The organism is Pseudoalteromonas sp. C12FD-1 (assembly GCF_037414265.1).
Classification (GTDB): domain Bacteria; phylum Pseudomonadota; class Gammaproteobacteria; order Enterobacterales; family Alteromonadaceae; genus Pseudoalteromonas.
The window spans coordinates 133,072-158,622 of sequence record NZ_JBBEVD010000069.1 but is presented as its reverse complement, the minus strand read 5'-3'; the positions used below and the strand labels follow the sequence as shown (position 1 = coordinate 158,622).

24 protein-coding genes are annotated in these 25,551 nt (G+C 40.7%); 14 read left to right on the top strand and 10 right to left on the bottom strand.

What is annotated here, in order from left to right; translation table 11 throughout:
- Positions 1 to 105 precede the first annotated feature (105 nt).
- On the top strand, positions 106 to 492 hold the full coding sequence (locus WDB87_RS10725) for an MmcQ/YjbR family DNA-binding protein (RefSeq protein ID WP_286246523.1): 387 nt from the start codon (positions 106 to 108) through the stop codon (positions 490 to 492).
- Between the two features lie 37 nt (positions 493 to 529).
- Here the strand turns inward: WDB87_RS10725 and WDB87_RS10720 are convergent, their stop codons facing one another.
- From WDB87_RS10720 to fadI, 3 genes are all read right to left on the bottom strand, one after another.
- Positions 530 to 1,039 (bottom strand): GNAT family N-acetyltransferase, encoded by a 510-nt coding sequence (locus WDB87_RS10720; RefSeq protein WP_286246522.1) that lies wholly within the window; start codon positions 1,037 to 1,039, stop codon positions 530 to 532.
- A 108-nt stretch (positions 1,040 to 1,147) separates the two neighbouring features.
- Positions 1,148 to 3,370, bottom strand: a complete 2,223-nt coding sequence (fadJ, locus tag WDB87_RS10715) for a fatty acid oxidation complex subunit alpha FadJ (protein ID WP_337849862.1) — start codon at positions 3,368 to 3,370, stop codon at positions 1,148 to 1,150.
- Entirely contained in the window at positions 3,370 to 4,680 is a 1,311-nt protein-coding gene (gene fadI / locus WDB87_RS10710; protein WP_337849861.1) for an acetyl-CoA C-acyltransferase FadI, read from the bottom strand. Before fadI ends, fadJ begins: the two co-directional genes overlap by 1 nt.
- Positions 4,681 to 5,009: 329 nt before the next feature.
- Here fadI and WDB87_RS10705 point away from each other — a divergent pair, with 329 nt between their 5' ends.
- The 9 genes from WDB87_RS10705 to WDB87_RS10665 all read left to right on the top strand — a co-directional run bounded on the left by WDB87_RS10705 (position 5,010) and on the right by WDB87_RS10665 (position 14,272).
- Positions 5,010 to 5,966: an AAA family ATPase gene (locus tag WDB87_RS10705; RefSeq protein WP_029773481.1), complete on the top strand. Its 957-nt coding sequence runs from the start codon at positions 5,010 to 5,012 to the stop codon at positions 5,964 to 5,966.
- Between the two features lie 3 nt (positions 5,967 to 5,969).
- Positions 5,970 to 6,914, top strand: a complete 945-nt coding sequence (locus WDB87_RS10700; protein ID WP_337849860.1) for a DUF58 domain-containing protein — start codon at positions 5,970 to 5,972, stop codon at positions 6,912 to 6,914.
- Positions 6,915 to 6,916: 2 nt separating this feature from the next.
- Positions 6,917 to 7,351, top strand: coding sequence for a DUF4381 domain-containing protein (locus tag WDB87_RS10695; protein ID WP_286246517.1), 435 nt, complete (start codon positions 6,917 to 6,919; stop codon positions 7,349 to 7,351).
- Positions 7,344 to 8,330 (top strand): vWA domain-containing protein, encoded by a 987-nt coding sequence (locus WDB87_RS10690; RefSeq protein ID WP_286246516.1) that lies wholly within the window; start codon positions 7,344 to 7,346, stop codon positions 8,328 to 8,330. Before WDB87_RS10695 ends, WDB87_RS10690 begins: the two co-directional genes overlap by 8 nt.
- Positions 8,330 to 10,231, top strand: a complete 1,902-nt coding sequence (locus WDB87_RS10685; protein ID WP_337849859.1) for a VWA domain-containing protein — start codon at positions 8,330 to 8,332, stop codon at positions 10,229 to 10,231. Before WDB87_RS10690 ends, WDB87_RS10685 begins: the two co-directional genes overlap by 1 nt.
- Positions 10,225 to 11,889, top strand: coding sequence for a BatD family protein (locus tag WDB87_RS10680; protein ID WP_337849858.1), 1,665 nt, complete (start codon positions 10,225 to 10,227; stop codon positions 11,887 to 11,889). Before WDB87_RS10685 ends, WDB87_RS10680 begins: the two co-directional genes overlap by 7 nt.
- 64 nt (positions 11,890 to 11,953) lie before the next feature.
- A complete protein-coding gene (locus WDB87_RS10675; RefSeq protein ID WP_104643071.1) occupies positions 11,954 to 12,511 on the top strand; it encodes a sigma-70 family RNA polymerase sigma factor in 558 nt (185 codons plus the stop codon).
- A complete protein-coding gene (locus WDB87_RS10670) occupies positions 12,511 to 13,263 on the top strand; it encodes a DUF3379 family protein (RefSeq protein WP_286246512.1) in 753 nt (250 codons plus the stop codon). The genes WDB87_RS10675 and WDB87_RS10670 overlap by 1 nt, the downstream gene beginning before the upstream one ends.
- Before the next feature lie 163 nt (positions 13,264 to 13,426).
- A complete protein-coding gene (locus WDB87_RS10665; RefSeq protein ID WP_286246511.1) occupies positions 13,427 to 14,272 on the top strand; it encodes a Tim44 domain-containing protein in 846 nt (281 codons plus the stop codon).
- A 281-nt stretch (positions 14,273 to 14,553) separates the two neighbouring features.
- Here WDB87_RS10665 and WDB87_RS10660 read toward each other — a convergent pair whose 3' ends face one another.
- The 4 genes from WDB87_RS10660 to WDB87_RS10645 all read right to left on the bottom strand — a co-directional run bounded on the left by WDB87_RS10660 (position 14,554) and on the right by WDB87_RS10645 (position 18,495).
- A complete protein-coding gene (locus WDB87_RS10660) occupies positions 14,554 to 15,744 on the bottom strand; it encodes an amino acid aminotransferase (protein ID WP_337849857.1) in 1,191 nt (396 codons plus the stop codon).
- Between the two features lie 80 nt (positions 15,745 to 15,824).
- The gene (locus WDB87_RS10655; RefSeq protein ID WP_286246509.1) at positions 15,825 to 16,484 is read right to left on the bottom strand and encodes a GAF domain-containing protein; all 660 of its coding nucleotides are present in this window, start codon (positions 16,482 to 16,484) and stop codon (positions 15,825 to 15,827) included.
- Positions 16,485 to 16,540: 56 nt separating this feature from the next.
- Positions 16,541 to 18,190 carry a SpoIIE family protein phosphatase gene (locus WDB87_RS10650; RefSeq protein ID WP_337849856.1) on the bottom strand — a complete coding sequence of 550 codons (1,650 nt, stop codon included), beginning with the start codon at positions 18,188 to 18,190 and terminating at the stop codon, positions 16,541 to 16,543.
- Positions 18,190 to 18,495 (bottom strand): STAS domain-containing protein, encoded by a 306-nt coding sequence (locus WDB87_RS10645; RefSeq protein ID WP_004587319.1) that lies wholly within the window; start codon positions 18,493 to 18,495, stop codon positions 18,190 to 18,192. Before WDB87_RS10645 ends, WDB87_RS10650 begins: the two co-directional genes overlap by 1 nt.
- A gap of 129 nt (positions 18,496 to 18,624) precedes the next feature.
- On the opposite strand from WDB87_RS10645, the gene WDB87_RS10640 reads away from it, so the two are divergent.
- Positions 18,625 to 18,954, top strand: a complete 330-nt coding sequence (locus tag WDB87_RS10640; protein ID WP_286246507.1) for a stress response translation initiation inhibitor YciH — start codon at positions 18,625 to 18,627, stop codon at positions 18,952 to 18,954.
- 59 nt (positions 18,955 to 19,013) lie between these two features.
- Positions 19,014 to 19,172 carry a hypothetical protein gene (locus WDB87_RS10635; RefSeq protein WP_337849855.1) on the top strand — a complete coding sequence of 53 codons (159 nt, stop codon included), beginning with the start codon at positions 19,014 to 19,016 and terminating at the stop codon, positions 19,170 to 19,172.
- A 685-nt stretch (positions 19,173 to 19,857) separates the two neighbouring features.
- Here the strand turns inward: WDB87_RS10635 and WDB87_RS10630 are convergent.
- Positions 19,858 to 20,196 carry a P-II family nitrogen regulator gene (locus tag WDB87_RS10630; RefSeq protein WP_004588371.1) on the bottom strand — a complete coding sequence of 113 codons (339 nt, stop codon included), beginning with the start codon at positions 20,194 to 20,196 and terminating at the stop codon, positions 19,858 to 19,860.
- 179 nt (positions 20,197 to 20,375) lie between these two features.
- Here WDB87_RS10630 and WDB87_RS10625 point away from each other — a divergent pair, with 179 nt between their 5' ends.
- Positions 20,376 to 20,927 carry a GspH/FimT family pseudopilin gene (locus tag WDB87_RS10625; RefSeq protein WP_273609761.1) on the top strand — a complete coding sequence of 184 codons (552 nt, stop codon included), beginning with the start codon at positions 20,376 to 20,378 and terminating at the stop codon, positions 20,925 to 20,927.
- Between the two features lie 80 nt (positions 20,928 to 21,007).
- Positions 21,008 to 21,538: a GspH/FimT family pseudopilin gene (locus WDB87_RS10620; RefSeq protein ID WP_273609762.1), complete on the top strand. Its 531-nt coding sequence runs from the start codon at positions 21,008 to 21,010 to the stop codon at positions 21,536 to 21,538.
- A 361-nt stretch (positions 21,539 to 21,899) separates the two neighbouring features.
- Here the strand turns inward: WDB87_RS10620 and WDB87_RS10615 are convergent, their stop codons facing one another.
- Positions 21,900 to 22,322, bottom strand: coding sequence for a type IV pilin protein (locus WDB87_RS10615; protein WP_273609763.1), 423 nt, complete (start codon positions 22,320 to 22,322; stop codon positions 21,900 to 21,902).
- A 9-nt stretch (positions 22,323 to 22,331) separates the two neighbouring features.
- Positions 22,332 to 25,550, bottom strand: coding sequence for a PilC/PilY family type IV pilus protein (locus WDB87_RS10610; protein ID WP_337849854.1), 3,219 nt, complete (start codon positions 25,548 to 25,550; stop codon positions 22,332 to 22,334).
- Position 25,551 lies beyond the last annotated feature (1 nt).

Sequence of the window (25,551 nt, the reverse complement as noted above, 5' to 3'; positions counted from 1 at the left end):
CTTGTATTAACTTGCAAATTTTTAATTTAAATTTAAAAAGCTATAATCAAAACATAAAAAAACTGCTATTGTATTTCTACCGAGTATGACTTCAAGGATTGGATCATGGACCAAAACACAGTACATGAGTATTTAGTAAAGAAGCCCTTGGTGCAAGTGACTAAGCCATTTGCTCAAGAGGTTGATGTTTATAAAGTAAATCATAAAATGTTTGCCACCCTTGCCTTAGGTAATGATGGAGACGTTAATGATGATGGAGATCCTATTTGGTGGCTTAATTTAAAGTGTGATCCTGATGAGGCACTTGAATTAAGAGATACTTTCCCCGCGGTGATCCCTGGCTATCATATGAACAAGCGGCTTTGGAATACGGTTATTTTAGATGGCTCTATTCCACAAGGCGAGATTGAAAGAATGATCGATAATTCTTTCAAATTAGTGGTTGAAAATATGCCAGAAAAAGACCGTAAAGCTATTGAAGCACATCTATAAAACCCACCTTCATGGGCTAGCTTGCTAGCCCTATTTGCTACAATTTTAATGTGTATATCAAATCATCATAACGTGTATTGTTAATAGTATGCGCTTGCGTATTAATACCAGTTAACGTTAATCCACACTTTTGTAGAACCTTTTCAGACCCTATATTCCCCTTTGTAACCACGGCTTTAAACTGTGTAATACCGCATTGTTGCCACGCCCACTCAATCACGGCACGCAATGATTCACTGGCAAAGCCTTGATTAAAATAGGCGGGTAAAAACAAATAGCCCAGCTCAGCTTGCTCTAATTCGTACGTAAACCCCGTAACACCCATGGGCTCATTTGAATGCTTATTAAATACCACAAGGCAAAGTGGGTGAGTTGAAGTGCTATCCCAGTTTTTTAAACGTTGTTCAAAGCGGCTGCGTACAAACGCTTCACTTGGCATATCGTAGCAATAACGGATCACGGTTGAATTTTGATGTAACTGCAAAAATAATGGCCAATCACTGCTTTGAAGTGGGCGCATTGCCAATCGTGCTGTAAACAACTGCATAATGATTTACCTCTTACCTGCTTATAGTTACGCTAACATACTTTGTATATACGCAGCTAGCAGGCATGAAAAAACCGCATATAAATGCGGTTTTTACAAAAGAAGCTATTAAGAGTCTTGTTTTGGCGACTCTGCTACGCTTTCTTCATTTTGCTTATCAGAAGATTCAGCCTGTATTACTTGCTCTTCGATTATCGCAGTGCTTGGCTCATCAATGGCTGTTTGCACATTGTAAAATGTAGCGCCTGAGTTTGCCATTGCGACTAACGTATCGCACGGAGCAAAGTTCGCATTGCTGTTTGCTAAGGTAGACATGTCAGAGCTTACTTTACTTGCGCCAAGTTTATCCATGTAGCTAAACGGTCCACCTAAAAATGGTGGGAAGCCAATGCCAAATATAGCGCCAATGTCGCCATCACGTGGGCTTGCAATAATGCCATCGTCTAAACAACGTACGGCTTCATTAAGCATTTGAGATACACAACGCTTAGCAATTTCGCTTTTATTTAAACGCGGAGCAGGTGTCACACCTAATAGCTCATACACTGACTCGTCAACTTTTTTGCTCTTTTTATCGTACTCATAAAAACCACGACCCGTTTTACGGCCTAGGCGTTTTGAATCAATCATACGAGAAAATGCATCTGGCGCTTTAAATCGCTCACCTAGTTCTTTTTCAAGAATTGGGGCAATTTTAGAGCCTATATCAATCCCTACTTCGTCAAGTAAAGCAAGTGGCCCCACAGGGAAACCAAATTCTACAAGCGCTGCATCTATTTTTTCAATTGGCTCACCGGCAAGCATTAAATTAGCCGCTTCATTTACATAAGGTGCTAAAATACGGTTTACGTAAAAACCAGCCATGTCTTTTACCACTATTGGCGTTTTACCTTGCTTGCGAGCAAAGTTAACTACGCGCGCAATAGTCTCTTGTGAAGTTCCTTCGTGTGGAATAATTTCCACTAGTGGCATTTTTTCAACTGGCGAGAAGTAATGTAAGCCAATCACGTTTTCTGGACGCTGCGCCTGTGCTGCTATTTGTGAAATAGGCAGTGATGACGTGTTACTAGCAAAAATAGTATTGCTTTGACATTGCTGCTCTATATCAGCAACCATACCTTGCTTTAAGGCTAGGTCTTCAAATACAGCTTCTACTACTAAATCAATGTGTTTAAAGCCACTGTAGTCAGTTGTACCGGTAATGCGGTTCATGGTTAACTGCATCTCAGCTTTAGACATAATACGGCGCTTAAGGCGCTTATCTAAAATTTTGTAGGTGTAGTTCATGGCATTACTAATGCCCTGCTCTGCTACATCTTTAATACGCACAGGTACTTTAGCTTTTACTGCGCTTACATGCGCAATACCAGCACCCATTAAGCCACCACCTAAAACGGCTGTTTTACTAATAGCCGGCGCATCGTCGTTGCGCCACTCTTTTTTCATTTCAGTGGTTGCAAAGAAAATACTACGAAGCGCTTTAGATTCATCACTCATTACAAGTGTTGCAAAACCTTCAGCCTCTGTTTTGTATGCTTTTAATTTATCAAGCTCTACGCTTGCACGCACAGCCTTGATAATTGCAAGCGGTGCAGGGTAATGTCCGCCGGTTTTTTTAAGTACGTTTTCTTTCGCCTTTTTAAAGATAAAGTTACGGCCAAACGGGTTTGACTCTAATAACTTGCTTACTTTATCAAGCTTGGGCTCTTTATCTTGTGGCTTTTTCTTAGCTGCAAATTCTTTAGCGACTTTTAACAATACACTTTGTGGCACAACGTCGTCTAATACGCCCGCTTTTTTAGCTTGCTTAGGACGAATTTGCTTACCTGTTAGCATCCATTCGAGTGCTTTTTGAATGCCTACAATTTTAGTTAAACGCTGCGTACCGCCGCCACCTGGCAATAAACCAAGTTGTACTTCAGGAAGGCCTACTTTAGTAATATCGCTATCTGTGCCTACGCGGTAATCACAGGCTAAAGCAAACTCTAAACCACCACCAAGCGCCGCACCATGTATTGCACTTACAGTTGTATAAGGTAGTTTTGTCATATCAAAAAAAGCTTGATGACAAAGCTCACTAATGGCTAATGCATCTTCACGCTTTTGCACGCTATCAAGCATTTTTACATCAGCGCCCGCGATAAAGTTATCGCTTTTACCGCTTATAAATACCATACCCTTTACTGACTCTTGCTTAGCCGCTTCAAGTAAAGCTTTTAAGTCATCAGCGAATGAATCGCGCAGGGTGTTCATTTTTTCACCCGGCACATCAATGGTTACGACGGCAATTTTGTTTTCATCTACCGTTAAATTAAATACTGAATCTGTCATTACGCGCTCTCCAATACAAAGGCTGCACCTAAACCACCAGCAGCACACGCTGTTGTTAATGCTAAACCGCCACCACGACGTTTAAGCTCGTGTAAGCTTTGCGTAATTAAGCGAGCACCCGTTGCTGCAAATGGGTGACCATATGCCAGTGAGCCGCCGTTAACGTTAAACTTATCCATGTTAATTTCGCCAATTGCTTTGCTACGACCAAGTTTTTCTTGCGCAAACTTATCTGATGCAAACATTTTCATGTTAGCCAGCGCTTGTGCTGCAAATGCTTCGTGCATTTCAATTAAATCTAAATCAGCAAGCGTAATACCTGCCCTATCAAGTGCGATAGGCGTTGAATGTGCAGGGCCCATTAGCATATCTTGTTCTACACCAATTGCCGAAAACGCAAAGCTGCGTACATAGCCTAAAATTTCGTAGCCTAGTGCTTTTGCTTTGCTTTCGCTCATCATCAGTACCGCTGCTGCACCATCGGTCAATGGTGTCGCATTTGCCGCGGTAACTGAGCCATGTTGGCGATCAAATACCGGTTTAAGCTTAGCGTAGCCTTCAACGGTAGAGTTTTTACGAATGTTATTATCTTCTTCAATAAAGCTTTTGTATGGCGGTAAGTGCGCTGTCATTACTTCGTCTTTTAACTTGCCATCGGCCCATGCTTGGGTTGCAAGTGAATGCGAGCGATGGGCAAGTACATCTTGATCTTCACGGCTTATGTTATGTGTTTTAGCCATTTGCTCAGCAGTTTGCCCCATTGAAAGGCCTGTTGAGTATTCAGCAACCGCAGGCGGTACTGGTAATAGATCTTTTAAACGCAGTTTTGAAAAAATTTGTAAACGCTGGCCTAATGTACGTGCTTTGTTTAAATCAACTAAGCTGCCTGCCAATTTTTTACTTACACCAATAGGTAACACTGAAGATGAGTCGGCGCCACCGGCAATACCTACATTTACAGAGCCTGCCATAATAGACTCAGCTACATTAGCAATGGCCTGAAAGCTGGTAGCACAAGCGCGCGATACAGAATACGCGTCTACACCAACTGGCATACCCGTACCCAATACAATTTCACGTGCAATATTTGGCGCTTCTGGCATTTGCACTACTTGACCAAATACAAGTTGATCGATTTCTGACTTGTCGAAATTTAATCGTTCAAGCATTTCGTTAACCACCAGCTTACCCATATCAAGGGCTGGTACATGGTGAAACGCTGTTGCTTGTTTTGCAAAAGGTGTACGCAAGCCGCTAACGATGGCAATACGGTCGCCCTTTGGTGTTTTTAGTATGTTTTGCTCAGACATTTATGCTCTCCCGCTGACAGGTCTGACCTGTTTGTTTTCCTCGATTCTAAACAACCCGTGTGCTAAAGCCAATAGATAAACACAAATTTATACAAAAGCACTAAAGGTATATATACACATAGTGCTTAATATCGACTACCACAATAGGCTTTTTTGCGCGTTTTTACAAAGTTTTGTGGTACGCTAAAAACCGTTAAAAAATAACGAACTATTTTTAAAAATACAGTCTAACTCTTGAGTTACTCACTTATAAACCTTATAACTAGGTCAGTATTAATCACCTAAAATAAATTAGGTACAAACCAAGCTGACGAGGAAGTCTATTTATTATGGCAGCTAACGCATTCAAACAATTAAAAACGTACTTAGATACACAAATTATTGGCCAGCCAGAGCTTACTCAAGCACTCCTTATTGCCATTTTAGCTGATGGCCATTTATTGGTAGAAGGCCCGCCTGGGCTTGCAAAAACGCGTGCTGTAAATGCGCTCGCTAAAGGGATTGAAGGCTCGTTTCAGCGCGTACAATTTACGCCTGATTTATTACCTGCCGATGTAACCGGTACCGATATTTACCGCCAACAAACTAGCGAATTTGTGTTTGAAAAAGGCCCACTTTTTCATAACCTTATTTTAGCCGACGAAATTAACCGTGCCCCAGCAAAGGTACAATCAGCGCTACTAGAAGCCATGGCGGAGCGCCAGGTAACGGTTGGTAAAAACACCTACCCGCTGAGCGATTTATTTATGGTAATGGCAACTCAAAACCCGCTTGAGCAAGAAGGGACTTACCCACTACCAGAGGCACAGCTTGACCGCTTTTTATTACATTTAAGCATTGATTACCCAGGTGCAGAGCACGAGCTAGATATACTGCGGTTAACCCGTGGTGAAGCGCTTAATGAACACCAAGCGGTAATGCAGCAAATTACCCAAAGCGACTTATTTGCCGCTCGCCAAGCTATTTTAGGGTTGTATTTAGCCGAGCCGCTTGAGCAATATTTAGTACAGCTTATTATTGCCACTCGTGAAGGCGCTAAATTTGATGAACAACTTGGTCGTTGGATTGAGTTTGGCGCAAGCCCACGTGCCACCATTGCACTGGATAAATGTGCCCGTGCCCACGCTTGGTTACATGGTCGCGATTTTGTCGCTCCTGATGACATTCAAGCCGTTGTACACAATGTACTGCGCCACCGTATTATTTTAAGCTACGAAGCACAGGCCGATGGCATTACTAAAGATCAGGTAATAAGCCGAATTGTTGAACTTGTAGCCGTACCTTAAGTTATGCAAAAACAATTAGATTCAAAGGCGTGGCTTAAAGAAAGCCACAGCCACGGTGTAAATTTAGCGCTAAAAGAGCTGATGTATTACAAAGCCAAAGCGCAGTTACTCGAGCTTGCACCAAAAGTTAAAATTAAAAACAGTTTAACAGGGCAATACCTTGCGCCACACAAAGGCCGAGGCATGGAGTTTGCCGAAGTACGCCATTACCAGCAAGGCGATGATATTCGCTCTATTGACTGGCGAGTAACAGCGCGTACCGGTGAAACCCATACAAAGCTTTTTCAAGAAGAAAAAGAGCGCCCTGTTTTTGTATTTACTGATTTTTCAAACTCTATGCTATTTGGTTCAAAGTTGCTGCTTAAGTCGGTACAGGCTGCGCACATTAGTGCGCTAGTTGCGTGGTCAGCGTGTCAACGCGGGGATAGAATTGGTGGCATTGTGTTTAACCAGCACTCGCATTTAGAGCTAAAACCCAGCGCACGCGAAAAAGCCGTTCTTAAACTTTGCCATAACCTATGCGACAACCACCAGCAAGCACTTAAAAATATAGACAAACAAGCCTCTAACAACTTTAGCGATAATTTAAAACGCCTTAACCACTTAGCTAAACCTGGCAGCTTAGTGTATTTAGTCTCTGACTTTAATGCCTTAGATGATGCAAGCTTTAAGCAATTAGAAATTTTAAGCCGCCACTGCGAACTAATAGGCTGTCATATAAGTGATCCGTTTGAGCATCAGCTCCCTGCGTTTAAAAACACTGTCACTGTTAATGCCAACGGCCAAGATTTTGCGTTGCCGCTTATGGATAACAGTTTTAGAGAACGCTTTGCAAAAAATGCCGAACTCTCATTTAGCACGCGTCTAAATCGCTTAACTAAATCAGGCCTTAATTTAATATCATTCAATGCAGCCAGCCCACTTGAACTGCAATTAGTGAGAAAATAACCATGCAACCCAATCCACTCGACGGCCTGCACGACATAATAGCACCAAGCCAAGTAAGTTGGTGGCCACTCGCCCCTGCTTGGTGGGTTATTATTACGGTCCTATTTATAGCAATCTGCGCAGCTGCTTTTTGGTTTTACAAAAATTATAATTTTAAAAAGCCCAAGCGCTACGCAATCGATTTAAGCCACAAAGAGCAAAGCGCGCAAACGCTTCATATTATTTTAAAGCGCTTAGTAATAGAGTATTACGATAAACGCCTAGCTGCACAATCTACAACTAATTGGTGCAATACGCTTAATGCGTTAACCGGCTTAAGCTTTAGCGAACAAGAAATACTCAGCCTTTATAATGCCGAACACACCAATGACGCGCTTAACGAAAAATTACGCCTAGGCATAAAGCAATTTAAGCTAAAGGAGCCAGTGCATGTTTGAATTTAGCTGGCCATGGTTGTTTTTATTACTACCTCTGCCTTTATTACTTTTATTATTAAAACCGGCTGCAACTAGCGCACAAACACGCCTTCGTATCCCTAGCTTTGCCAAACACAACTTAACCATGCACAACCTTGAACAAGGCGCACGCAAGTTAAGTGCTTTTGAATGGGTTTTATGGTTATTACTGGTGACAGCGGCTGCAAATCCAACATGGTTAGATGAGCCTATTTCATTACCTAATGAAGGGCGCGATATCATGCTCGCGGTTGATTTATCTGGCTCAATGACCGAACAAGACATGGCCTACAACGGCCAATATGTTGACCGTCTCACTATGGTAAAAGCCGTATTGAGTGACTTTATAGAGCAGCGCCAAGGCGACAGGTTAGGCCTGATATTATTTGGCGACACCGCATTTTTACAAACGCCACTGACTCGCGATGTCAAAACCGTAAGTAAAATGCTCAGCGAGTCTCAAATAGGCTTAGTTGGGCGTGCCACGGCTATTGGCGATGCGCTAGGCTTATCGGTAAAACGTTTTGCTAATAAAGATAAAAGTAACCGTATTGTAGTGCTATTAACCGATGGCCAAAACACCGCAGGTAATTTAAAACCTGAAGATGCCCTACTCCTTGCCCGTGAAGAAGGCATAAAAGTATATACCATAGGTGTTGGCTCAGATAACCCCCGCGGCTTTAGCCTATTTAATATGGGTGGTATGAGTGGGGGCAGCTTAGATGAAAGCTTGTTAAAAGACATTGCTAATCAAACTGGTGGGTTATATTTTAGAGCCAAAGATGTAGCGGGCCTTCAGCAAATTTACGCTGAGCTTGATAAGTTAGAGCCAATTAGCGCAGATGAGCAAACATTTCGCCCGCAAAGCTCATTGTTTTATTACCCACTGCTTATTGCTATTTTACTCATTAGTTTAAAAATAATGTTAAGCACCTTACGTGCATTAAAGGAGCCTAACTAATGGATTTCGAATTTATTCGCCCTGCTGTTTTGTGGCTTTTAATACCAGCACTTGCATTGTTTTTTATAGCCTTTATTAAGCATAAAAAACAAAGTGCAGATAATCTAATAGCCCCTCATTTGGCGCAATTTATTATGAGCGAGTCAAACACTAAAGCCAGCCAACCACTTTGGCTGGTCGCTGTATTTTGCTGTTTAGCGATTATTTTTAGTGCGGGCCCTAGCTTTGAAGAAAAACAGGTCCCTGTATTTCAAAGTAAAAGTGCTCGGGTGATTGTAATGGATATGTCGTACTCAATGTACAGTACCGATATAGTACCAAACCGTTTAATGCAATCGCGCTTTAAAGCTCTCGATATGATTGAGCTGTTTAAAGAAGGCGACACGGCTTTAGTTGCCTATGCTGGAAGTGCCTATATCATTTCGCCACTCACAAACGATGCCACTACACTTAGCAACTTAATTCCGAGTTTAAGCCCCGACATTATGCCTGATAAAGGCTCGAATGTTTTAGCTGGCCTTGATATGGCAAAGGAACTTTTAACGCAAGCAGGCTATATTGATGGCGATATCATATTAGTTACCGATGGCATAGACCAAGAAGAGCAAAGCGATATTACTAGCTTTACCAGTAACGCCCCTTATCGGCTAAATATTTATGGCGTAGGCACAGAGCAAGGCGCGCCAATTAAATTACCTGAAGGCGGTTTTTTAAAAGACAGCTACGGTCAAATAGTCATTCCCACCATTAACATAAGCCGCTTAAAAAGCCTAGCGACCCGCAGTGGAGGAAAATTTGCCCTTTACCAACCAAGCAGCAGTGACATAGCCACTTTTGCACCAAGTGCCAATACTGAGTTATTAAAAGATGAAAAACAAAGCCATGCCCTGTGGCGTATAGACGCAGGTATTTATGGGTTACTTATTTTGCTGCCCCTAGGCCTTTATTTATTTAGAAGTGCAGCATTTGTAGGAGCCTTTTTAGTACTCAGCGTTTTGCCAACCCAGCAGGCAAGTGCATTAGAGCTCCCCTCCTTTTTTAAAAATACTGATCAGCAAGCGCTTGATGCTTATAAAAATAAAGACTTTGAGCAGGCCGCCAATGCCGACTCAAGCAGTTTAAAAGGGGCCGCGTTGTACCAACAAGGTAATTTTGATGCCGCACGAGAAGCCTTTAGTAAAGATAAATCAGCCGCTGGTTTTTATAACTATGCCAACGCGCTTGCCAAATCAGGACAGCTTGAACAAGCCATAGATGCTTATAAACAAGCACAAACGCTACAACCTAACTTTAGTGAAGCCGCTGATAACCAAGCTTTGGTTGAGCAATTGCTCGAGCAACAACAGCAACAGCAAGAAGGGGATTCGCAAGACAACCAGCAGCAATCTGATCAAAATGAGCAGCAAAACAATCAGCAACCTGACCAAAGCCAACAAGGTGAAAATAGCGATTCTCAATCACAGCAAAGTAAAGGCGAGCAATCGCAAGATCAGCAAGGTGAACCAAGTGATGAGTCTAACACTGAGCAAGACCAACAAAGTGCTGACTCAGGTTCACAATCAGATAAACAAAACGAGCCAGAACTACAAACTCAGCCAGAGGCTAATCAAGAGCAAAAACAGCCTGAGCAAACAAACGAAGAACAGGCTCAAAATGCTCAGCCACAAGCAGCGCAGCAGCAAACGTTAACAGATGAGCAGAAGCAAAACGCCGAGCAACAAGCCGCGCAAGCACAAACCCGTGAGCTCACCAACGAAGAGAAAGAAAAAGCGCAGCAGCTTAACCAGTTATTAAGAAAAGTACCGGACGACCCGGCAATTTTATTACGGAATAAAATGCAATTAGAAGCCCAAAAAAGACAATATCAACGTCGCCCTACAGGAGTAGAAAAATCATGGTAATGCGATTATTTTGCTGTTTATTGCTATTAAGTGCGATGCCATCATGGGCCGCCACCAAATTAGAAGCAAGTGTAGATAAAAACCCAGTACTTGCTGGCGAATTTTTTATGCTTAACATTTCAGTTGACGACACAATAAAAAGTGAGCAACCCGACACCTCGGTGTTACTCAAAGACTTTGTCGTTGGCCCAACAAGTTTAAGTACGCGCACCAATATTATAAATGGCAGTATTAATAAGCAAACAACCTGGTCTGTTAAGTTAATGACCCGTAATGAGGGCGAATACACCATTCCAGCCTTTACCGTGGCCGGTTTAAGCTCACAACCAATTAAGTTAAAAGTAGCTAAGCGTGCAGCCGATGCAGACAAAAATAACGATATATTTTTAAAAACTGAGCTATCTAACAACTCGTTATTTGTTCAAGAAGCCGGTGTTTACACTATAAAGCTTTACCTTGCTAAAGAGTTACTTGATGGCAGCTTAAGCACGCCAAGTATGGAGGATGCACAGCTTACACAACTTGGTAAGCAAACAGAAAGTTATGAACTGGTTGATGGTAAGCGCTATTTAGTCATCACCCGAGAGTATTTACTACAACCGCAAAAAAGTGGTGTATACACCATTGTTGGCCCTACTTTTCAAGGACGAGTACAGCAAAACTATCGCCAATTAGAAGTGTCGGCTTTAGGGGATGATCAGCAACTTGAAATAAAACCTATTCCGGCAAATTATAAAGGCGCATGGCTACCAAGTGAGTTAGTTAATATTGATGAGCAATGGCAACCTGAAGAAAACACTGTAGAAGTTGGTACCCCTATCACCCGTACAATTACACTAACCGCCCTAGGTGTAACTAAAGAGCAGCTGCCAGAAATCAACATGAATACCATTGAGGGTATTCGTAGTTACCCAGATGATGTTGAAACTAATAACGCCGTTAGAAATGGCCGCGTAGTATCTCAGCAAACTGCGTCGTTTGCTTTATTACCGCAAAAAGCGGGCACCTATACATTGCCTGAAATAACCGTACCTTGGTATAACACCAAAATGCAGCGCATCAGCTATGCAACTTTGCCTAAACGTACAATAACCGTAACAGGCGGTGCGCAGGCAAATACCCAGCCTTTAGCAAATACTAATTCGGCTGCGCCTAATGAACCTAATTTACAACCTGCTACAGCTGATAATTTAGCTGCATCAACTCCCCCCTTTCAACCTGCACAAGATAAAACACCGCTGTGGTTAGTTATTGTTGCAGTACTTGGTTATATTTTATGGATTATTACTGCAATTTTTTATTGGTTAAGCCGTTCTACTAAAAATGAGCCAAAAAATACCAGTGTATCGGTAAATAAAGCCCAACCGCTTTCATTAAGCGCGCTTAAAAATGCAGCTAAAACAAATAATCTCAATGCATTTTATAACGAACTAAATGAGGTGGCGATTAAGCTTACGGGCAAAAAAGTGGCAGCAATAAACACGTTAATACACAACATCAATAATGATGAACTGGCGGCACAGGTTAACAGTTTACAATCAGCTCTTTATGCTAATAGCAGTGCAAGTATCGATCTTAATGCTATTATTAACATGATTGAGCAGCACCAAGCTCAACGTACAAAGTCGCAACAAGCTGTATTAAAAGACCTTTATTAATAAACTTGATAAGTTCAGGTCTTTACATGCATTAAATGATAAATTTTAACTAAAAAAAGTAATTATGCTTGGAAAGAAAAAATTAAATAATCAGGTCTTAGTTGATATGGCAGAGAAACAAAAGCGCTATGAAGCCTTGGTCCATGTATATAATAAGGAGCTTTATCGCTTTGCTTATTGGTTATGCCGTGACCCACACATAGCTGATGATTTAGTACAAGAAACGTTTTTACGTGCTTGGCGCTCGCTCGACTCTTTATTGGATCAAAAAGCAGCCAAGCCTTGGCTTCTCACTATTTTGCGTAGAGAAAATGCTCGTCGCTTTGAGCGGAAGCAATTTGACTACAGCGATGTAGAAAACGATACACTTGTCGATGAAACCAGTCATTCGTTAGATGATGAAATGGAGCAGACAGTTATCCAGCGCCAAATTGCGCTGTTATCTGACGAATACAGAGAACCTTTACTTCTACAAGTTGTTATGGGGTGCTCTGGGGAAGAAATAGCTGAAATTCTCGATTTAAATAAAAACACGGTTATGACCCGTTTATACCGTGCCAGAAACCAACTTAAAGAGGCTTTAAGCCGTGATGATGAACAACTTAAAGGGGCATCAAAATAATGGATGAACTTGAGTTTCGTCGACGCACTATTGCGCAGCCAAACGATTTAGAAAAGGAGCTTTTAGAGTTTGCACAACAGAGCTCTGAGAGACAAAACTTTATAAATGATATGAAAGACTTTGATAAACAAATTCAAGAGGCGTTAGATGTGCCTGTGCCTGAAAACCTTGCTGAGCGTATTCTTTTAAACACCTCGTTAAAAGAAAAAGCGATGCAAGAAGAGCAAGCAACTGGGGGTAACGTTGTAGATGCACGCTCACGCTTTAAATTGGACCGTGTTCACTTGGCATTAGCCGCGTCTTTTTTTGTAGCTATTGGTGCATTCTTTTTTAGTACAGAGCAGCACATTGCCCATGAAGCCGGCGAACATGCCTTAACCCATGTTTACCATGAAATTAACGCCCTTGAAAAAACCAGTGCTATTAGCCTACAAAGCGTTAACGATAAGCTTGCATTGCTAGGCGCTCACATAGAAGAGCTACCAGGTAAGATTACTTATGCAATGTTTTGCGACTTTAAAGGTGAAAAAGGTCTGCACTTAATTTTTGAGTCGGACTTTGGCCCAATGACGGTCTTTATTGTTCCTTCTGAGAATAAGTCATTTGGGTTTGGCGAAGATGATTTTCATGATTCTCGCTTTGCAGGTCATATTAATCGAGGCGAAAAAGCCGATACTATTTTAGTGGCTAATACCGGCGCGCCGATTAATGTATACAACGAGCGTGTTACCAATGCTATTCGTTGGCTATAACCTCGATGTGATTATAAAAGCGCTGATATAAGCGCTTTTTTTGTCCCTATAAATAACTATCGCTGCTTACTTATCACTCGCTCACGTTGATTTTAAAAGTAATTTATTAAGTTCTACAGCAAAGTAAATTATAATTCCTGCTCGATTTAAATTAAGGAATTTCATGAAGAACTTCATCGTTATATTTTCATTACTAGCACTACTTTGTACTGCCAGTTTTGATGTACATGCACGTAAAAAATTTGGTAGTAGCAAACGCGGTAAAACCCCAACAACTCAACAAACCGCACAAAAGCAAAAAGCTGACACGACAACACAAGCCCCGGCTACAAAAGCTAAGTCGAACAAAAAAGGCATAATGGCGGGTGTACTAGGTGGACTTTTAGCCGGTGGATTAATTGCAGCAATGTTAGGTGATAATTTTGAAGGGTTTCAGCTATTGGAAATGATTTTATTAGCTGGAGTTGCGTTTATTATATTTAAGCTTGTTATGGGCTTTATACGCGCTAAACAACCCCCGCAACTTGCTGGTAATACTATGGGGCAAAATGCGTTTAAACACGCTCCACCTGAGCAGCCGCTTAATAATGGTTTTGCTCAGCAAAGCGCAAACGCAGAACAGGTGCCTTATAACTTACCACCCAATTTTGACGTAAATGGCTTTTTACAAGGTGCGCGTAGCCATTACCATACGCTACAAGTTGCATGGAACAATGCTGATTATACAACGATGGCTGAATACCTAAGCCCAGAGTTAGCACAAGAATTTAAAGCAGAACGCGAAGCGATTGAAAGTGTAGACACTGAAGTGATGTTTATAGATGCCGAGCTAGTACGCGCCGATATAACAGCGAGTGCTTGGCAAGTAAGTGTTCGCTTTAAAGGTAAGTACCGTGATTTAGGTGACAAAAAAGAAGAGCCAATTTTAGAAATTTGGCACCTTGAGCGCTCAACATCAAATGATGCGCCATGGCTGATTGTTGGTGTTGAAGATTTAATTGAAAGCTAAACTCATTTTAATACCAATCCGCATCATTAAGTGATCTATTTTGAGGATGGAAAAGCGTGTTGATAGCAAGGCAAAAAATTCGCTATTTAGTTGTTCTCGGCAATTGCGCCTGCATTGCTCTACTTTCTGCATCCATGCAGTCGTAAATAAGAATTTTTTAACGCAAATAGCGACACACTTAACCCCTAAAAATGATTAAGTATTATTGCGAATTGGTATAAATTACAAAAAAACCGCACAACCTTTAGGTTAGTGCGGTTTTTTGCTATTTAGCAGATGATTTATTTACAAACGTCAGCTACAGCGTTTGCAAAGTATTCAATATTTGTATCACTAATACCGGCTACGTTAACACGACTAGAACCAACAATATAAATACCGTACTCTTTTTGAAGGCGAGCAATTTGCTCTTTATTAATGCCTAAGAAAGAAAACATACCATGTTGGCGCTCGATAAATGAGAAGTCTTGTGCAATATCTTTTGCAGCTAAGCTTTCTTTAATTAGGCTACGCAGTCCATTAATACGGTTACGCATTTCATCAAGCTCACTGTGCCACATTTGTGTAAGCTCTGTGCTGCTTAAAATAGTGTTTACAATGTCGGCGCCGTGCGCTGGCGGCATAGAGTAAATGCTGCGTACAACACTTAATAATACTGAGTTAGAAATATCGGCTGAAGTAGCGTCTTTTGCAATAATTGAACACGCACCAATACGCTCACGGTATAAGCCAAAGTTTTTAGAACATGATGAACAAATAATTAGCTCTTCTACTGCATCAGCCAAAATACGTAAACCGCGCGCATCTTCTTCAAGTGATGAGCCAAAACCTTGGTATGCAATATCAATAAGTGGTGTAAAGCCAACTTCTTTTGCAAGCTGAGCAACTGTGTTCCATTGTGTCTCGTTTAAGTCCATACCACTTGGGTTATGACAACACGCATGAAGTAGCACAATGTCCCCTTTTGGTACTTTCTTAAGGGTATTGATCATGTCGTCAAACAATAAATCTTTGTTTTCGTAGTCGTAGTACGGGTATTCTTTAACGTTTAAGCCCGCAGCTTCAAACAAACTTATGTGGTTTGCCCATGTTGGCGTAGTTACCCACACCGTTGCATCTTTATTGCAGCGCTTAACAAATTCAGCCGCAACGCGAAGTGCACCTGTACCACCTGGTGCTTGTGCAGTACGTACGCGGTTAGCTAAAAGTGCTTGGTGCTCACCTAGTAATAGGTTTTCCATTTTTTGACAGTAGTCTAAGTTACCCGCTAAACCAATGTAAGATTTGCTTGTTTCGTTTTCTAAACGAAATGCTTCAGCTTTTTTAACCGCTTTTAATACCGGTGTGTTGCCTTGCTCATCTTTATAGACACCTACACCTAAATCAATTTTGTTAGGGTTTGTATCTTGTTTATAGGCTGCCATAAGGCCAAGAATAGGATCTGTTGGTAATGGTTTTAATTCTGAGAACATTAGCTATCTCTTATCATTAATTAGGGGTTGGCTGTTGTAGTAAGCTTAACATAAAAGCTTACCTTCTTGGCTAGTGATATTTACACTAGAAAGTGAGGAATTTTAATGCAGCACGCAACTAATACAGCCAGTGTACGGCTATCAAAAAAGTCGTTACTAAATGCCTCTGCATCTATAATACCGACGCATTCATGTTGCTCATTAAATAAGGGTAAACAGGTTTCAGCTTTCACTTTAGGATCGCACGTATAATACTCGCCACCTTGTGCTAAATAGTTTTCTACGTTGTTAATTACACGTCCGCGCTTAGACAACGCAACTTGAACATTATTACTGCCTGCTGCAAATGCTTCAGTAAGGGGAAAAAGTGGCCGGCTTGGCGCACCTTGATACGCCAGCTTTAATAATTGCGGGCCTTGAGCTGTGTCAACAGCTTGATAAATACCATACCAATCGACTTGTGTTTGCTGCTGTATGTAATTAACTATATTTTGCAGGTTTGCTAGTTTTTGCTCGTTTTGTGAAGTCGCGCTCACGTGATCAGTAAGTTTAAATGGCTCATCTTGTAAATAACCAAACAAACTACACGCACCGCCTTCACCGAGTTCAGGAATTTGATACTCCCAACGTACAGACGGCAACGCGCTCTGAGCAATATACTGTTCTAGCTGCTCTAACTCTTTGGCAATTAATTGTGGGTCTATATTTAATTGCGCAATATCAAGGTAAGAAGAAATCATTTGGCCATCCATACATCTAAAGTTTTTTAGATAATAACATGGAAATTTTTTCTGAGCTATAGCAACTTATAACACAGTTCAACTTGGTTACCACTTGCGTTATACGTGACTTTTTCTGCTACTTCTTCGAGTAACGATAAGCCGCGACCAAACTCTGCGTTGAGTTCGGTACGTTTCGAAGAGTCACTTGAAAACCCCCTACCCGAGTCACAAATAATAAAGTACAAGCACAAGGTATCTGGGCAATAACGCATATCAATAATAATCATCGCCTCTTTCATTTTGCTCAGTGCTTGCTCTCTTAATTCATAGTATTTAAAAAAGCCATCGTCTTGTTTTTTTATGTCTGAATCAAGACCTAACACACCGTGGTCAAGTGCATTGTTATACGCCTCAGAAAGCAATAAAAATATATTTGAGCGATGCGACCTAAGCCCCTCAACACTGCTTAATACATTAACAACATCATACACAGGGTCTGTGCATTTAATTTGCTGCGCGTTCAAGCTAAGTGAAAAGTTAAACGCTAAATTAGAATACGCCTCTTTGGCCTCAGGCTCTGGGATTAGCGGCAAACAATTAAGCAGCACTAAGCTTAAGTCGTCTAATTGCTCGCTACCATTGGCAAAGGTATTTACATTATCTATAACACGCTGACTGCTGATCATCGGCTTGCTTTTAAGTGCTGCTAAAAAGCGTTGCTCCCCATAAAAAATATCGGCGTCGTTGTTAGTTTCTATTATGCCGTCAGTTGAAAGCACTAAGCGGGTGTTTTTATCAACTTCTAAATTAATTAGCTCATATTCAAATTCATCACTGTCTAAAATCCCCAGCGCCATATGTTGCGATTCAAGCGTTTGCTTTACTTCACCATCGGTATTTATTAAGTACGCATCGGGTAAGCCGCCAAGCCAGGCTGAAATACTTTTACCCGAGGCACTGAGCTCAATAATAGTCGCCGCGCAAAACATGTGCTCTGGCAGTAAATTATGCAGCAATATATTAATTTCACAGGCAATATCGTTAACAGCCATCCCTTTTTGCACCATAGTGTAAAATACCCGTGATGCTGGTAATGCACCTATAGCGGCCGCTAATCCATGTCCGGTAAAATCACCCAACATGCAATATAAATTGCCTATTGGGCTTTGCGCGACTAAAAACATGTCGCCGTTAAACATAGAGGCAGGAGACAGGCTAAAGTCTAAATGATCTTTGAATTTATCTTGGTTTTCGAGCGAGTTATTGAAAATGTGCTCAATTATTTCGTGCTCGCGCTCTATTTGATTGCGATGATACTCAAGTAAAGTGTTTTGCTGATGGGCTTTTTTACTTAATTCGCGCGTCCGGCTATGTGCTTTTATTTTTGCGTTTAAAATTACTTTTTCAAACGGCTTTTGAATAAAATCATCCCCGCCTACTTCTAAACAACGCTCAAAACTGCTTTGATCTTCAAGCGAGGTAATAAAAATAATGGGTAAATAAACGTCATTGTACCGCTGCTTAATCAGCTGTGCAGCTTCAAAGCCATCCATTACCGGCATAAGTACATCAAGTAAAACAATATCAATCGCTTCTTTTTCTAACACCTCGAGTGCTTCTAGGCCGTTAAAGGCAATTGATATTTTATAGTTTTCTTCAAGCAGCATTTTTTCGAGTAGGATGCGATTAAGCGCCTGATCGTCAACAATAAGTACGTGGGTCATTAGTTAATATCAAACTTCTTATCAAAACGTGATATTTGCAGTATTTTTTTAAGCTGAGGCTGACAATTACTGATCTCTATTGTTTGTACCTGGCTTTCAATGGTTTTTTTCATGTTAAGCAACATACCAAGTGCAGAGCTATCCATGTAGTCGGTCTCTCTTAAATCGATAATCACTTTATTTGTTTTAGGCTCAATTTGCGCATAGGCTTGGCGAAATGATTGCACTAAATTAAAGTCGAATTTGCCTTTAATTTGTATCGTTAAAGTACTTTCATCAACCGATAAACTCTTTGTTAAACTCATTATAAACTCCAATAATATTTCCTTTGACCTAAATATAACCTGTTAAAAGTATTTAGCAAAAATAAAAACACTCGCCAGCAAATTTGTTATTATTTACTGCATCAATAAAAACGTTTATTTAGGTAAATTATGAGTGATAACCGCTTAGTATATTCAACCGATATGGGCCGAATTAGCCAGCCAAAGGATGAGCAAGAACCCTCCGCAAAACTATTTAAAGATGGCTTTATCCGCATAGAGCGCCAAACAAAGGGGCGAAAAGGTAAAGGGGTCATGTTGGTTGTGGGGATCGATCCAAAAGCGCACGATCTAAAAAAGCTAGCTAAAACTATAAAAAGTAAAATGGGCCAAGGTGGCGCTGTAAAAGAGGGCGTTATTGAAGTTCAAGGCGATGATCGCGAAAAATTAAAAGGGATTTTAGAAACCCTTAAATTTAAAGTAAAAATTGCGGGTGGTTAAACCCGCAGTGTTCAGAAATCAGTATCATTTCAATATTATTGAGAAAATAGGAGTGACACATGACTCAATCTTTCGACTTCAACATAGCATTAGCTGAACTTCTATCTGGTAAAGGTTTAGTTGGTTACAGTGGTGTTTTAAAAAAGCTCATCAAACAAATAATCAAAGCTGCTTTTAAGCAGAAATGGAGCAACTGTAGGATCAGTCCCCGAGGCTAAGGGTAAGAACGATATAAGTAAGAAAACCATTAAATTATCCATAGAACAATTTAAGCTTAGTACACCAAGAAACTAAACAGACTTATTTGAGCCTCAGCTTGTTAAAATGAGCCTAACTAAGCTCACACCTGAAATTGACCAAAAAAACCTTGCCCTTATTTGTGTTGAGCATGAGCCATTATGATATTCGCAGCCACGCCCATGATAGGTAGGCTCTTGAAATTTCAGAAGCCACTGTAATGCTATTGAAAGTGGTCGGTACGTTATACTAATTCGCGATAATGCTTAATCATTTCGAGGGGCTAAACATGCCGTTATCGGCGTTATAAAATTCTCACTTAGAACAGCTAAATAGCGGATAATGGTATGGGCCCTCTTCACTTCCCATACGGCTTCAAGTGAGCCATTTTAGAGGTAGCTGAAAATATCTATAATAAAAAAGATATAGCCACATAGAACTATAACAATCGGGTTAGATATCAGCAAGTCAGTTTTCCATTTAGTGTGGATGATTTCAACGGGTAAGATTTCAAATAAAAACAGCTTTCACGACAAAAGATGGCTGAGTATTTTGCAAATTTAGAAACCTGGTTTGTCGTAATGGAAACGTGTGGGGCACACTGCTCACAAAAAGGCTGTAAATAATATTTACAGCCTTTTAAATTTTTAAAATCACTAATATAAATTAAATTGCTTCTTCGTCTTCTTCTGCTGTGCGTATACGTACTACACGCTCAACATCAGTGACAAATATTTTACCATCGCCAATTTTGCCTGTTTGCGCTGTTTTTACTATTACTTCTATAGCGCGCTCAACGTCTTCATCGGTTAGCACAATATCAAGTTTTACCTTAGGTAAAAAATCCACCATGTACTCAGCACCACGATAAAGTTCTGTGTGGCCTTTTTGACGACCAAAACCTTTTACTTCACTTACTGTCATACCCGTAATACCTACATCTGATAAGGCTTCGCGTACGTCGTCTAACTTAAACGGTTTGATGATTGCTTCTATTTTTTTCATGCTCACTACTTATTAAAGCTTTAGTTGACTCGATTTTAGACAATCACGGAGTTCATAGCAAACGAAGCAATTGAATTCGATGATAAAACAACCAAGCGTGGTATAATTATTTATAAGTCTAAATTATAAATCTTTCTCAACTAGCTATAATAATAACAAATGTAGTAGGTATAAATAATATGAAAAAATTCCAAACCGGTTTAACTTTATTAGAGCTCATGGTGGCAGTAGCCATAGTGGGCATTATTGCCTCTATTGCTCTTTGGGATAGCAGCGACATGCTTGAAGAAAACCGCGCTGAGAGCTTTTTACTTGAACTAAAGCGCAATGTTAGTTTTGCTCGATCACAAGCTGCCAGTACAGATGAAATTGTTGTTTTATGCCCTACTGGCCAAGGTAAAATTAAAAATAGTAAAGACACTTTTAACTGCAATAAAAAGTGGGACGAGAATAAAATTATAGCTGTATTTATCGATGTAGATAACGACGGGCACTATAATGGCGCTACCGATACATTACTTAGAGTAATGGAAGAAATATCAGATAACGACAAGTTAACCTTTACAGGGAATGACCGCCGCTTACGTTTTAATACCAGCGGGAGAATTACGACAAACCCTGGTGATTTTGTTTTTTGCCCTAATGGTGGTACTGAAAATAATAAAGCACTGACTTTATCGCAATCGGGGACAGCTTTTTATACAGGTGATACAACTCAAACTTGCGGTTAAAAAATATACATCTTTATATTGTCATATTTCTATCATTTACTACACTGAGCTAATATATTTTTTGACTCAGGGCTTCAGGGATGAGGTTATCTACCCAAACTCAGGCTGGTTATACGCTTTTAGAATTAATGGCATCTATTGCTATTGTGAGTATTGTTAGCCAAATTTCTCTATCGGTTTTTCCTGATTTTTTAGCGAAAAACCGAGCCGACAATCATGTTAGTTTGCTGCACAGAAACATTAATTATGGCCGCCTTTATGCCATTGAGAATGGCACTTATGTAACTTTATGTGGCTTAAAAGATAATCAATGCACTAAAGATGAGTGGGATGGGCAAATGTCGCTGTTTATTGATAACGATAAGTCTACGTCACTAGACACCGATGACTTACTATTGAGCACATTTGAAAAAGTGCACGTTGCAGATTCTATGCAATACCCTCGTAGTGCAATTACCTTTAGACCTGACGGCTCTTTGAATGGTTTTCAAAACGGAACATTTATATATTGCCCCAATAAAGATAAAGCCAACCTTGAGGGGCTGGCTTTATCTGTGAGTCAAACAGGCCGAATACGTGTTAAATCAACCGATAAGTGTCAGAGCAACTAGGGCGTGTTGACCTTTGCGGATTGAAATTTGTTCAATCTAGGGGCGATTAAATCGCGGCGCGAGGTTTGTAACCTAGTGGGCTCGATAACTGCTCCTGCGTTATTCTAATGACTTACATCCATGTAAGAATAAGTAAAAACCGAGCAAAGCTTCCGCGTCCTACTCACGCCCCTTACCTACATCCATGTAGGCAACAAAGAGTTTATCGCCCCTAGGCAGAACCCGAAGGGCAGCGCATGTTTAGCATTTATGCTGCGTTATCGCCTATTTATGGGGAACAACCACACTTCATAGGCTCTGCCTTGCCTAAAAACCAAACATGCTGCTGCAAATTCAACCATCAAAGTTCAACACGCCCTAGTTAACGCCCCCAACAATACTCAACATCTGAGTTACCTTTGGTTCCTTTAGCGCCTTTGTAACCAGTGTCAGTGATTGTAATTTGTGTGCAATCACCGTCGCCTTTTACTGCACCCGCAATAGGTTTAGCTGTAATTATAAAGGTATTGTCGTCATCATCCACATCAATCGACAGTTCAAAATGGCCGTTTTCTGTGGTGTCTTGTATACCTAAGTCAGAAAATGTCTCTGTGTACTCACGATTATCTACAAAGTACTGCTCTTGTTTGTTAGCAGCGTCTAAAAGCGCCGCTGCGGCCTCGGCCCGAGAAGAGCGTTTTACATACTCAGTATAATTTGGCAGTGCTATTGAGGCTAAAATCCCTACAATAGCTACGGCTATCATTAGCTCTATTAACGTGAATCCGCGTGCTTGTTTATTCATTAATATTCCTTAATCATCAATTTCATCATTTTCTTCACGTTTATAAATATAGGTTTGTTGCGTTTTAAAACCAAACCCTACGCTATCATTGTCATTCACTAATTGTACGGTACCATCTACAACCGTTAAACCTGGCCCCATAATTTCTACTGGCTTCATTGGATTTTGTGCATTTTCGCCTTTTATTCCTGGTCCAATTAGATAAAACTGACTTTCTTCGGTCACTTCAATGGTTGGGTTATCATCACACATACCATCACCGTTGCCATCTGCACAAGAAGGCCCTTCACCGAAGTACAATTGTGGTGTGTCAGGCACATCATAACTAGTAATAAATTTTAGGTCGTCATATACTTTGGTGCCATAATGTAAATGGAACGCATATAACGAGCCGCCACCGCCACTTAACGAACATTGATTCTCTGTCGAAGTTTCAGATGAAGGTGTAAAGCTAGTATAGTAAGCGACACCGCCAACCACTGTAGCTGCTGCTAAAGACTTTTCGCCGGTGCCTAATTCATAACGCCAGCCTTTAAATTTAGCTAAATCAACTTCTAAATCAACAAACTCATCTACATCATCCAATGCATTACCAAACGGGTCGCTGTTCATAAGCATTAAATCTGCAGGTTTAATCGCTGTAGGGGCACTCGTGAATGACTGAGTTACAGTGTTTTCATCTCTTATCATAAACAGCTGATCGTCTTCATTTGTACCTGTTGGTTTGGAGCGATTTCCGCTACCTATTACTATGGCATCATACGGTGTATCTAAGCGTGTAATGACTGTTTCACCATTAATTGTTGTTTCGCTTACTTTACTATAAAGTGTACGTGCCACCAGTGGCTGGTAAAAAAATCTACGGTCTTGGCTTGCTAAACTACTACCTAGTTCTGCAAGTTTGAAGTGCGTGAAATTACTGGTGCTTGTGCCTGGCATATCAATACGCCAAATATCGCCTCCGGTATCGGCAGCATAAATTCGATCAATGTAACCATCGTAATCTGAGTCAAGCGTTGATACATTTGCTGCAATCGAGTGTTTACCTTTAAATCCATTTTCGCTTGGTGTTAAAGCCCACACTTTTTTGCCTGTTTCGGCTTCTACAATATAAATACCACGACCAACTGAGTCTTCACTTCTTACCACGGCATCTTTATTCGTGTCATACCCTGCACCAAAAACGAGTAATGGTTTATCACCAAATGCTTTTATGTAGGCTATTTGGGGTTTTGACCACGTTTGAGCAAGCTCTTTAAAATCGCCTTTACCGCCCTCTATAGGATTATCCCATAGTTTTTTTGGCTGATCAGGGTTAGTAATATCAAAGGCATAATAGTTTTTCCCACCACGGCGCATACCTGCAAACGCCCACACGTCATCACCATCGCTCGCATCAACAATACCATCGTTGATACCTTCATCATTCAAGCTCTTATCACTAAAATAAACACTGATTGGGCCGTCCATACCATAGAGTTTACCAGTGTCTTTATTGCGTAAGGGCTGAATAATATCGTAAAGGTCAGAGGGGATGAATGCCCAGCTTTCTGTTACTTGGTTATTAGTATCATCATCTTTAAACATATGTAAAAAGCCGGCGTTAGTACCAATTAATATACGTATGTCATCATTACCATAGTCGATTGCTACGGGCTTAGAATGCAAAGGATCGCCAAAAATATCACTACGTTGATCTGTGTTAGAGCCATCATTATCTTCATCATCAACATCTATTCCCATTGCCCATTTAATATCAGAGCTGGCTAGGCTAATTGGGTTCTTGGTGACTAAATCTAAAATATCGCTCACAATATTAGTGGTAAACTCAACTATATCGCCTTGTTTATCGGTATAAAGATTACGCCTGTATTCAGCGGGTGAGCCTGTTAATGAAGACAAGTGATAATTTACACCTCCTTGTGCTACTAAGTTACCATCGGCAGACTGCCCATCTGGCAACCAAAATGTTTTAGCATCAGTGTCTATTAGACCGTTTGAATCAAGCGCAGTGTTATCCGCTGAATCGACTATTTCGCTTCCTGATACTTTTAATTTTTTTAAATTACCGCCCCACCGTGTGTTTGTTTCTGGGTAGAACATGGCAAAGTAGATAGCATCGCGGCTACGTGTTTGATCTACGTTGTTACTTGCTACTGAAGGCGATGAAAAGCTATCGTTAACTTCACGAATCCGAGAAATAGCACTATTTAGCGAGTTAGAAAGCTCATCTGGCGTGCTTGCTGGTAAGTTTTCACCACCACCTAATAAGGCTGCGCGCCTTAATAGTTCTTGCCCGTTTGCGCTCATACCTGAGCCAAAGCCTATCGTGTACAAGCGGCCTGTTTCGTGAATATCGGGGGTAGCTGGGTATAAATCAACAGTAACATCACTTGTACCGTGGATAATTTTAGCCATTTGATGTAAGTAGTTACTGTAATAGCTATCGGTGCTCCAGTTTAATGGCTCTCCAAAGTACTTTTCATGTTCATCACTAATATCACTATCACTGCCGTTGTCATTAGATGGATCACCATCGGTCATGTAAATAATATTAATTGAATTATCACAACGAGCTGCTTCAGCTTCACTGTCTGCAAATGGTGATATATAAGTAAATCTTGTTTCCGGCACATAAACCGTATTACAAACTTGTCGACGATTCCACCATGGCCCTCTCCAAACGCAAGACTGTTGCTCAACTTGGACAGTAGTACTGCTTTCAACACTTGTATCACGCTCTAGAGTTGTGACACCCTCTCCGTATTGAACCTCCTGCCCAGTAATATACAAATATGCTTCCCAGAGTGTCTCTGTTAACGGTGTTCCCCCATCTGCTGGTAACCCGGCAATAGAAGTACGTACCACGGATGAATCACTACCAACACCATTTACAACATATCCTCCAGCTGAATTTCTTTCAAAGCGCATTAGACCAAAATCGATAGTGTCTTCGTTATCTAATACCACTTTATTCATGGCAAATTGCGCAGCAGCGAGGCGGCTATCTATGCATAAGTTAAATAAGCCTAAAAAATTATTATAACCACAGCTATTACCATTAGTTGATGAAAAAGCCATACTGCCTGATGTATCAAAAATTAACAGTACACGCGGTTTTTCTTCCACATCCACATCATGGTTTACATACAACTCTATATCTTCAGCAGCAACATAGCTGCTTAAAGTGATGCCAATTAAAGAGGCGAGAACTTTATTCGTTTTCATC

Bases quoted from the DNA above. Each gene is read 5' to 3' on its own strand.
- WDB87_RS10725 (WP_286246523.1), top strand. From the start codon at position 106: ATGGACCAAAACACAGTACATGAGTATTTAGTAAAGAAGCCCTTGGTG.
- WDB87_RS10720 (WP_286246522.1), bottom strand. From the start codon at position 1,039: ATGCAGTTGTTTACAGCACGATTGGCAATGCGCCCACTTCAAAGCAGT.
- fadJ (WP_337849862.1), bottom strand. From the start codon at position 3,370: ATGACAGATTCAGTATTTAATTTAACGGTAGATGAAAACAAAATTGCC.
- fadI (WP_337849861.1), bottom strand. From the start codon at position 4,680: ATGTCTGAGCAAAACATACTAAAAACACCAAAGGGCGACCGTATTGCC.
- WDB87_RS10705 (WP_029773481.1), top strand. From the start codon at position 5,010: ATGGCAGCTAACGCATTCAAACAATTAAAAACGTACTTAGATACACAA.
- WDB87_RS10700 (WP_337849860.1), top strand. From the start codon at position 5,970: ATGCAAAAACAATTAGATTCAAAGGCGTGGCTTAAAGAAAGCCACAGC.
- WDB87_RS10695 (WP_286246517.1), top strand. From the start codon at position 6,917: ATGCAACCCAATCCACTCGACGGCCTGCACGACATAATAGCACCAAGC.
- WDB87_RS10690 (WP_286246516.1), top strand. From the start codon at position 7,344: ATGTTTGAATTTAGCTGGCCATGGTTGTTTTTATTACTACCTCTGCCT.
- WDB87_RS10685 (WP_337849859.1), top strand. From the start codon at position 8,330: ATGGATTTCGAATTTATTCGCCCTGCTGTTTTGTGGCTTTTAATACCA.
- WDB87_RS10680 (WP_337849858.1), top strand. From the start codon at position 10,225: ATGGTAATGCGATTATTTTGCTGTTTATTGCTATTAAGTGCGATGCCA.
- WDB87_RS10675 (WP_104643071.1), top strand. From the start codon at position 11,954: ATGCTTGGAAAGAAAAAATTAAATAATCAGGTCTTAGTTGATATGGCA.
- WDB87_RS10670 (WP_286246512.1), top strand. From the start codon at position 12,511: ATGGATGAACTTGAGTTTCGTCGACGCACTATTGCGCAGCCAAACGAT.
- WDB87_RS10665 (WP_286246511.1), top strand. From the start codon at position 13,427: ATGAAGAACTTCATCGTTATATTTTCATTACTAGCACTACTTTGTACT.
- WDB87_RS10660 (WP_337849857.1), bottom strand. From the start codon at position 15,744: ATGTTCTCAGAATTAAAACCATTACCAACAGATCCTATTCTTGGCCTT.
- WDB87_RS10655 (WP_286246509.1), bottom strand. From the start codon at position 16,484: ATGATTTCTTCTTACCTTGATATTGCGCAATTAAATATAGACCCACAA.
- WDB87_RS10650 (WP_337849856.1), bottom strand. From the start codon at position 18,190: ATGACCCACGTACTTATTGTTGACGATCAGGCGCTTAATCGCATCCTA.
- WDB87_RS10645 (WP_004587319.1), bottom strand. From the start codon at position 18,495: ATGAGTTTAACAAAGAGTTTATCGGTTGATGAAAGTACTTTAACGATA.
- WDB87_RS10640 (WP_286246507.1), top strand. From the start codon at position 18,625: ATGAGTGATAACCGCTTAGTATATTCAACCGATATGGGCCGAATTAGC.
- WDB87_RS10635 (WP_337849855.1), top strand. From the start codon at position 19,014: ATGACTCAATCTTTCGACTTCAACATAGCATTAGCTGAACTTCTATCT.
- WDB87_RS10630 (WP_004588371.1), bottom strand. From the start codon at position 20,196: ATGAAAAAAATAGAAGCAATCATCAAACCGTTTAAGTTAGACGACGTA.
- WDB87_RS10625 (WP_273609761.1), top strand. From the start codon at position 20,376: ATGAAAAAATTCCAAACCGGTTTAACTTTATTAGAGCTCATGGTGGCA.
- WDB87_RS10620 (WP_273609762.1), top strand. From the start codon at position 21,008: ATGAGGTTATCTACCCAAACTCAGGCTGGTTATACGCTTTTAGAATTA.
- WDB87_RS10615 (WP_273609763.1), bottom strand. From the start codon at position 22,322: ATGAATAAACAAGCACGCGGATTCACGTTAATAGAGCTAATGATAGCC.
- WDB87_RS10610 (WP_337849854.1), bottom strand. From the start codon at position 25,550: ATGAAAACGAATAAAGTTCTCGCCTCTTTAATTGGCATCACTTTAAGC.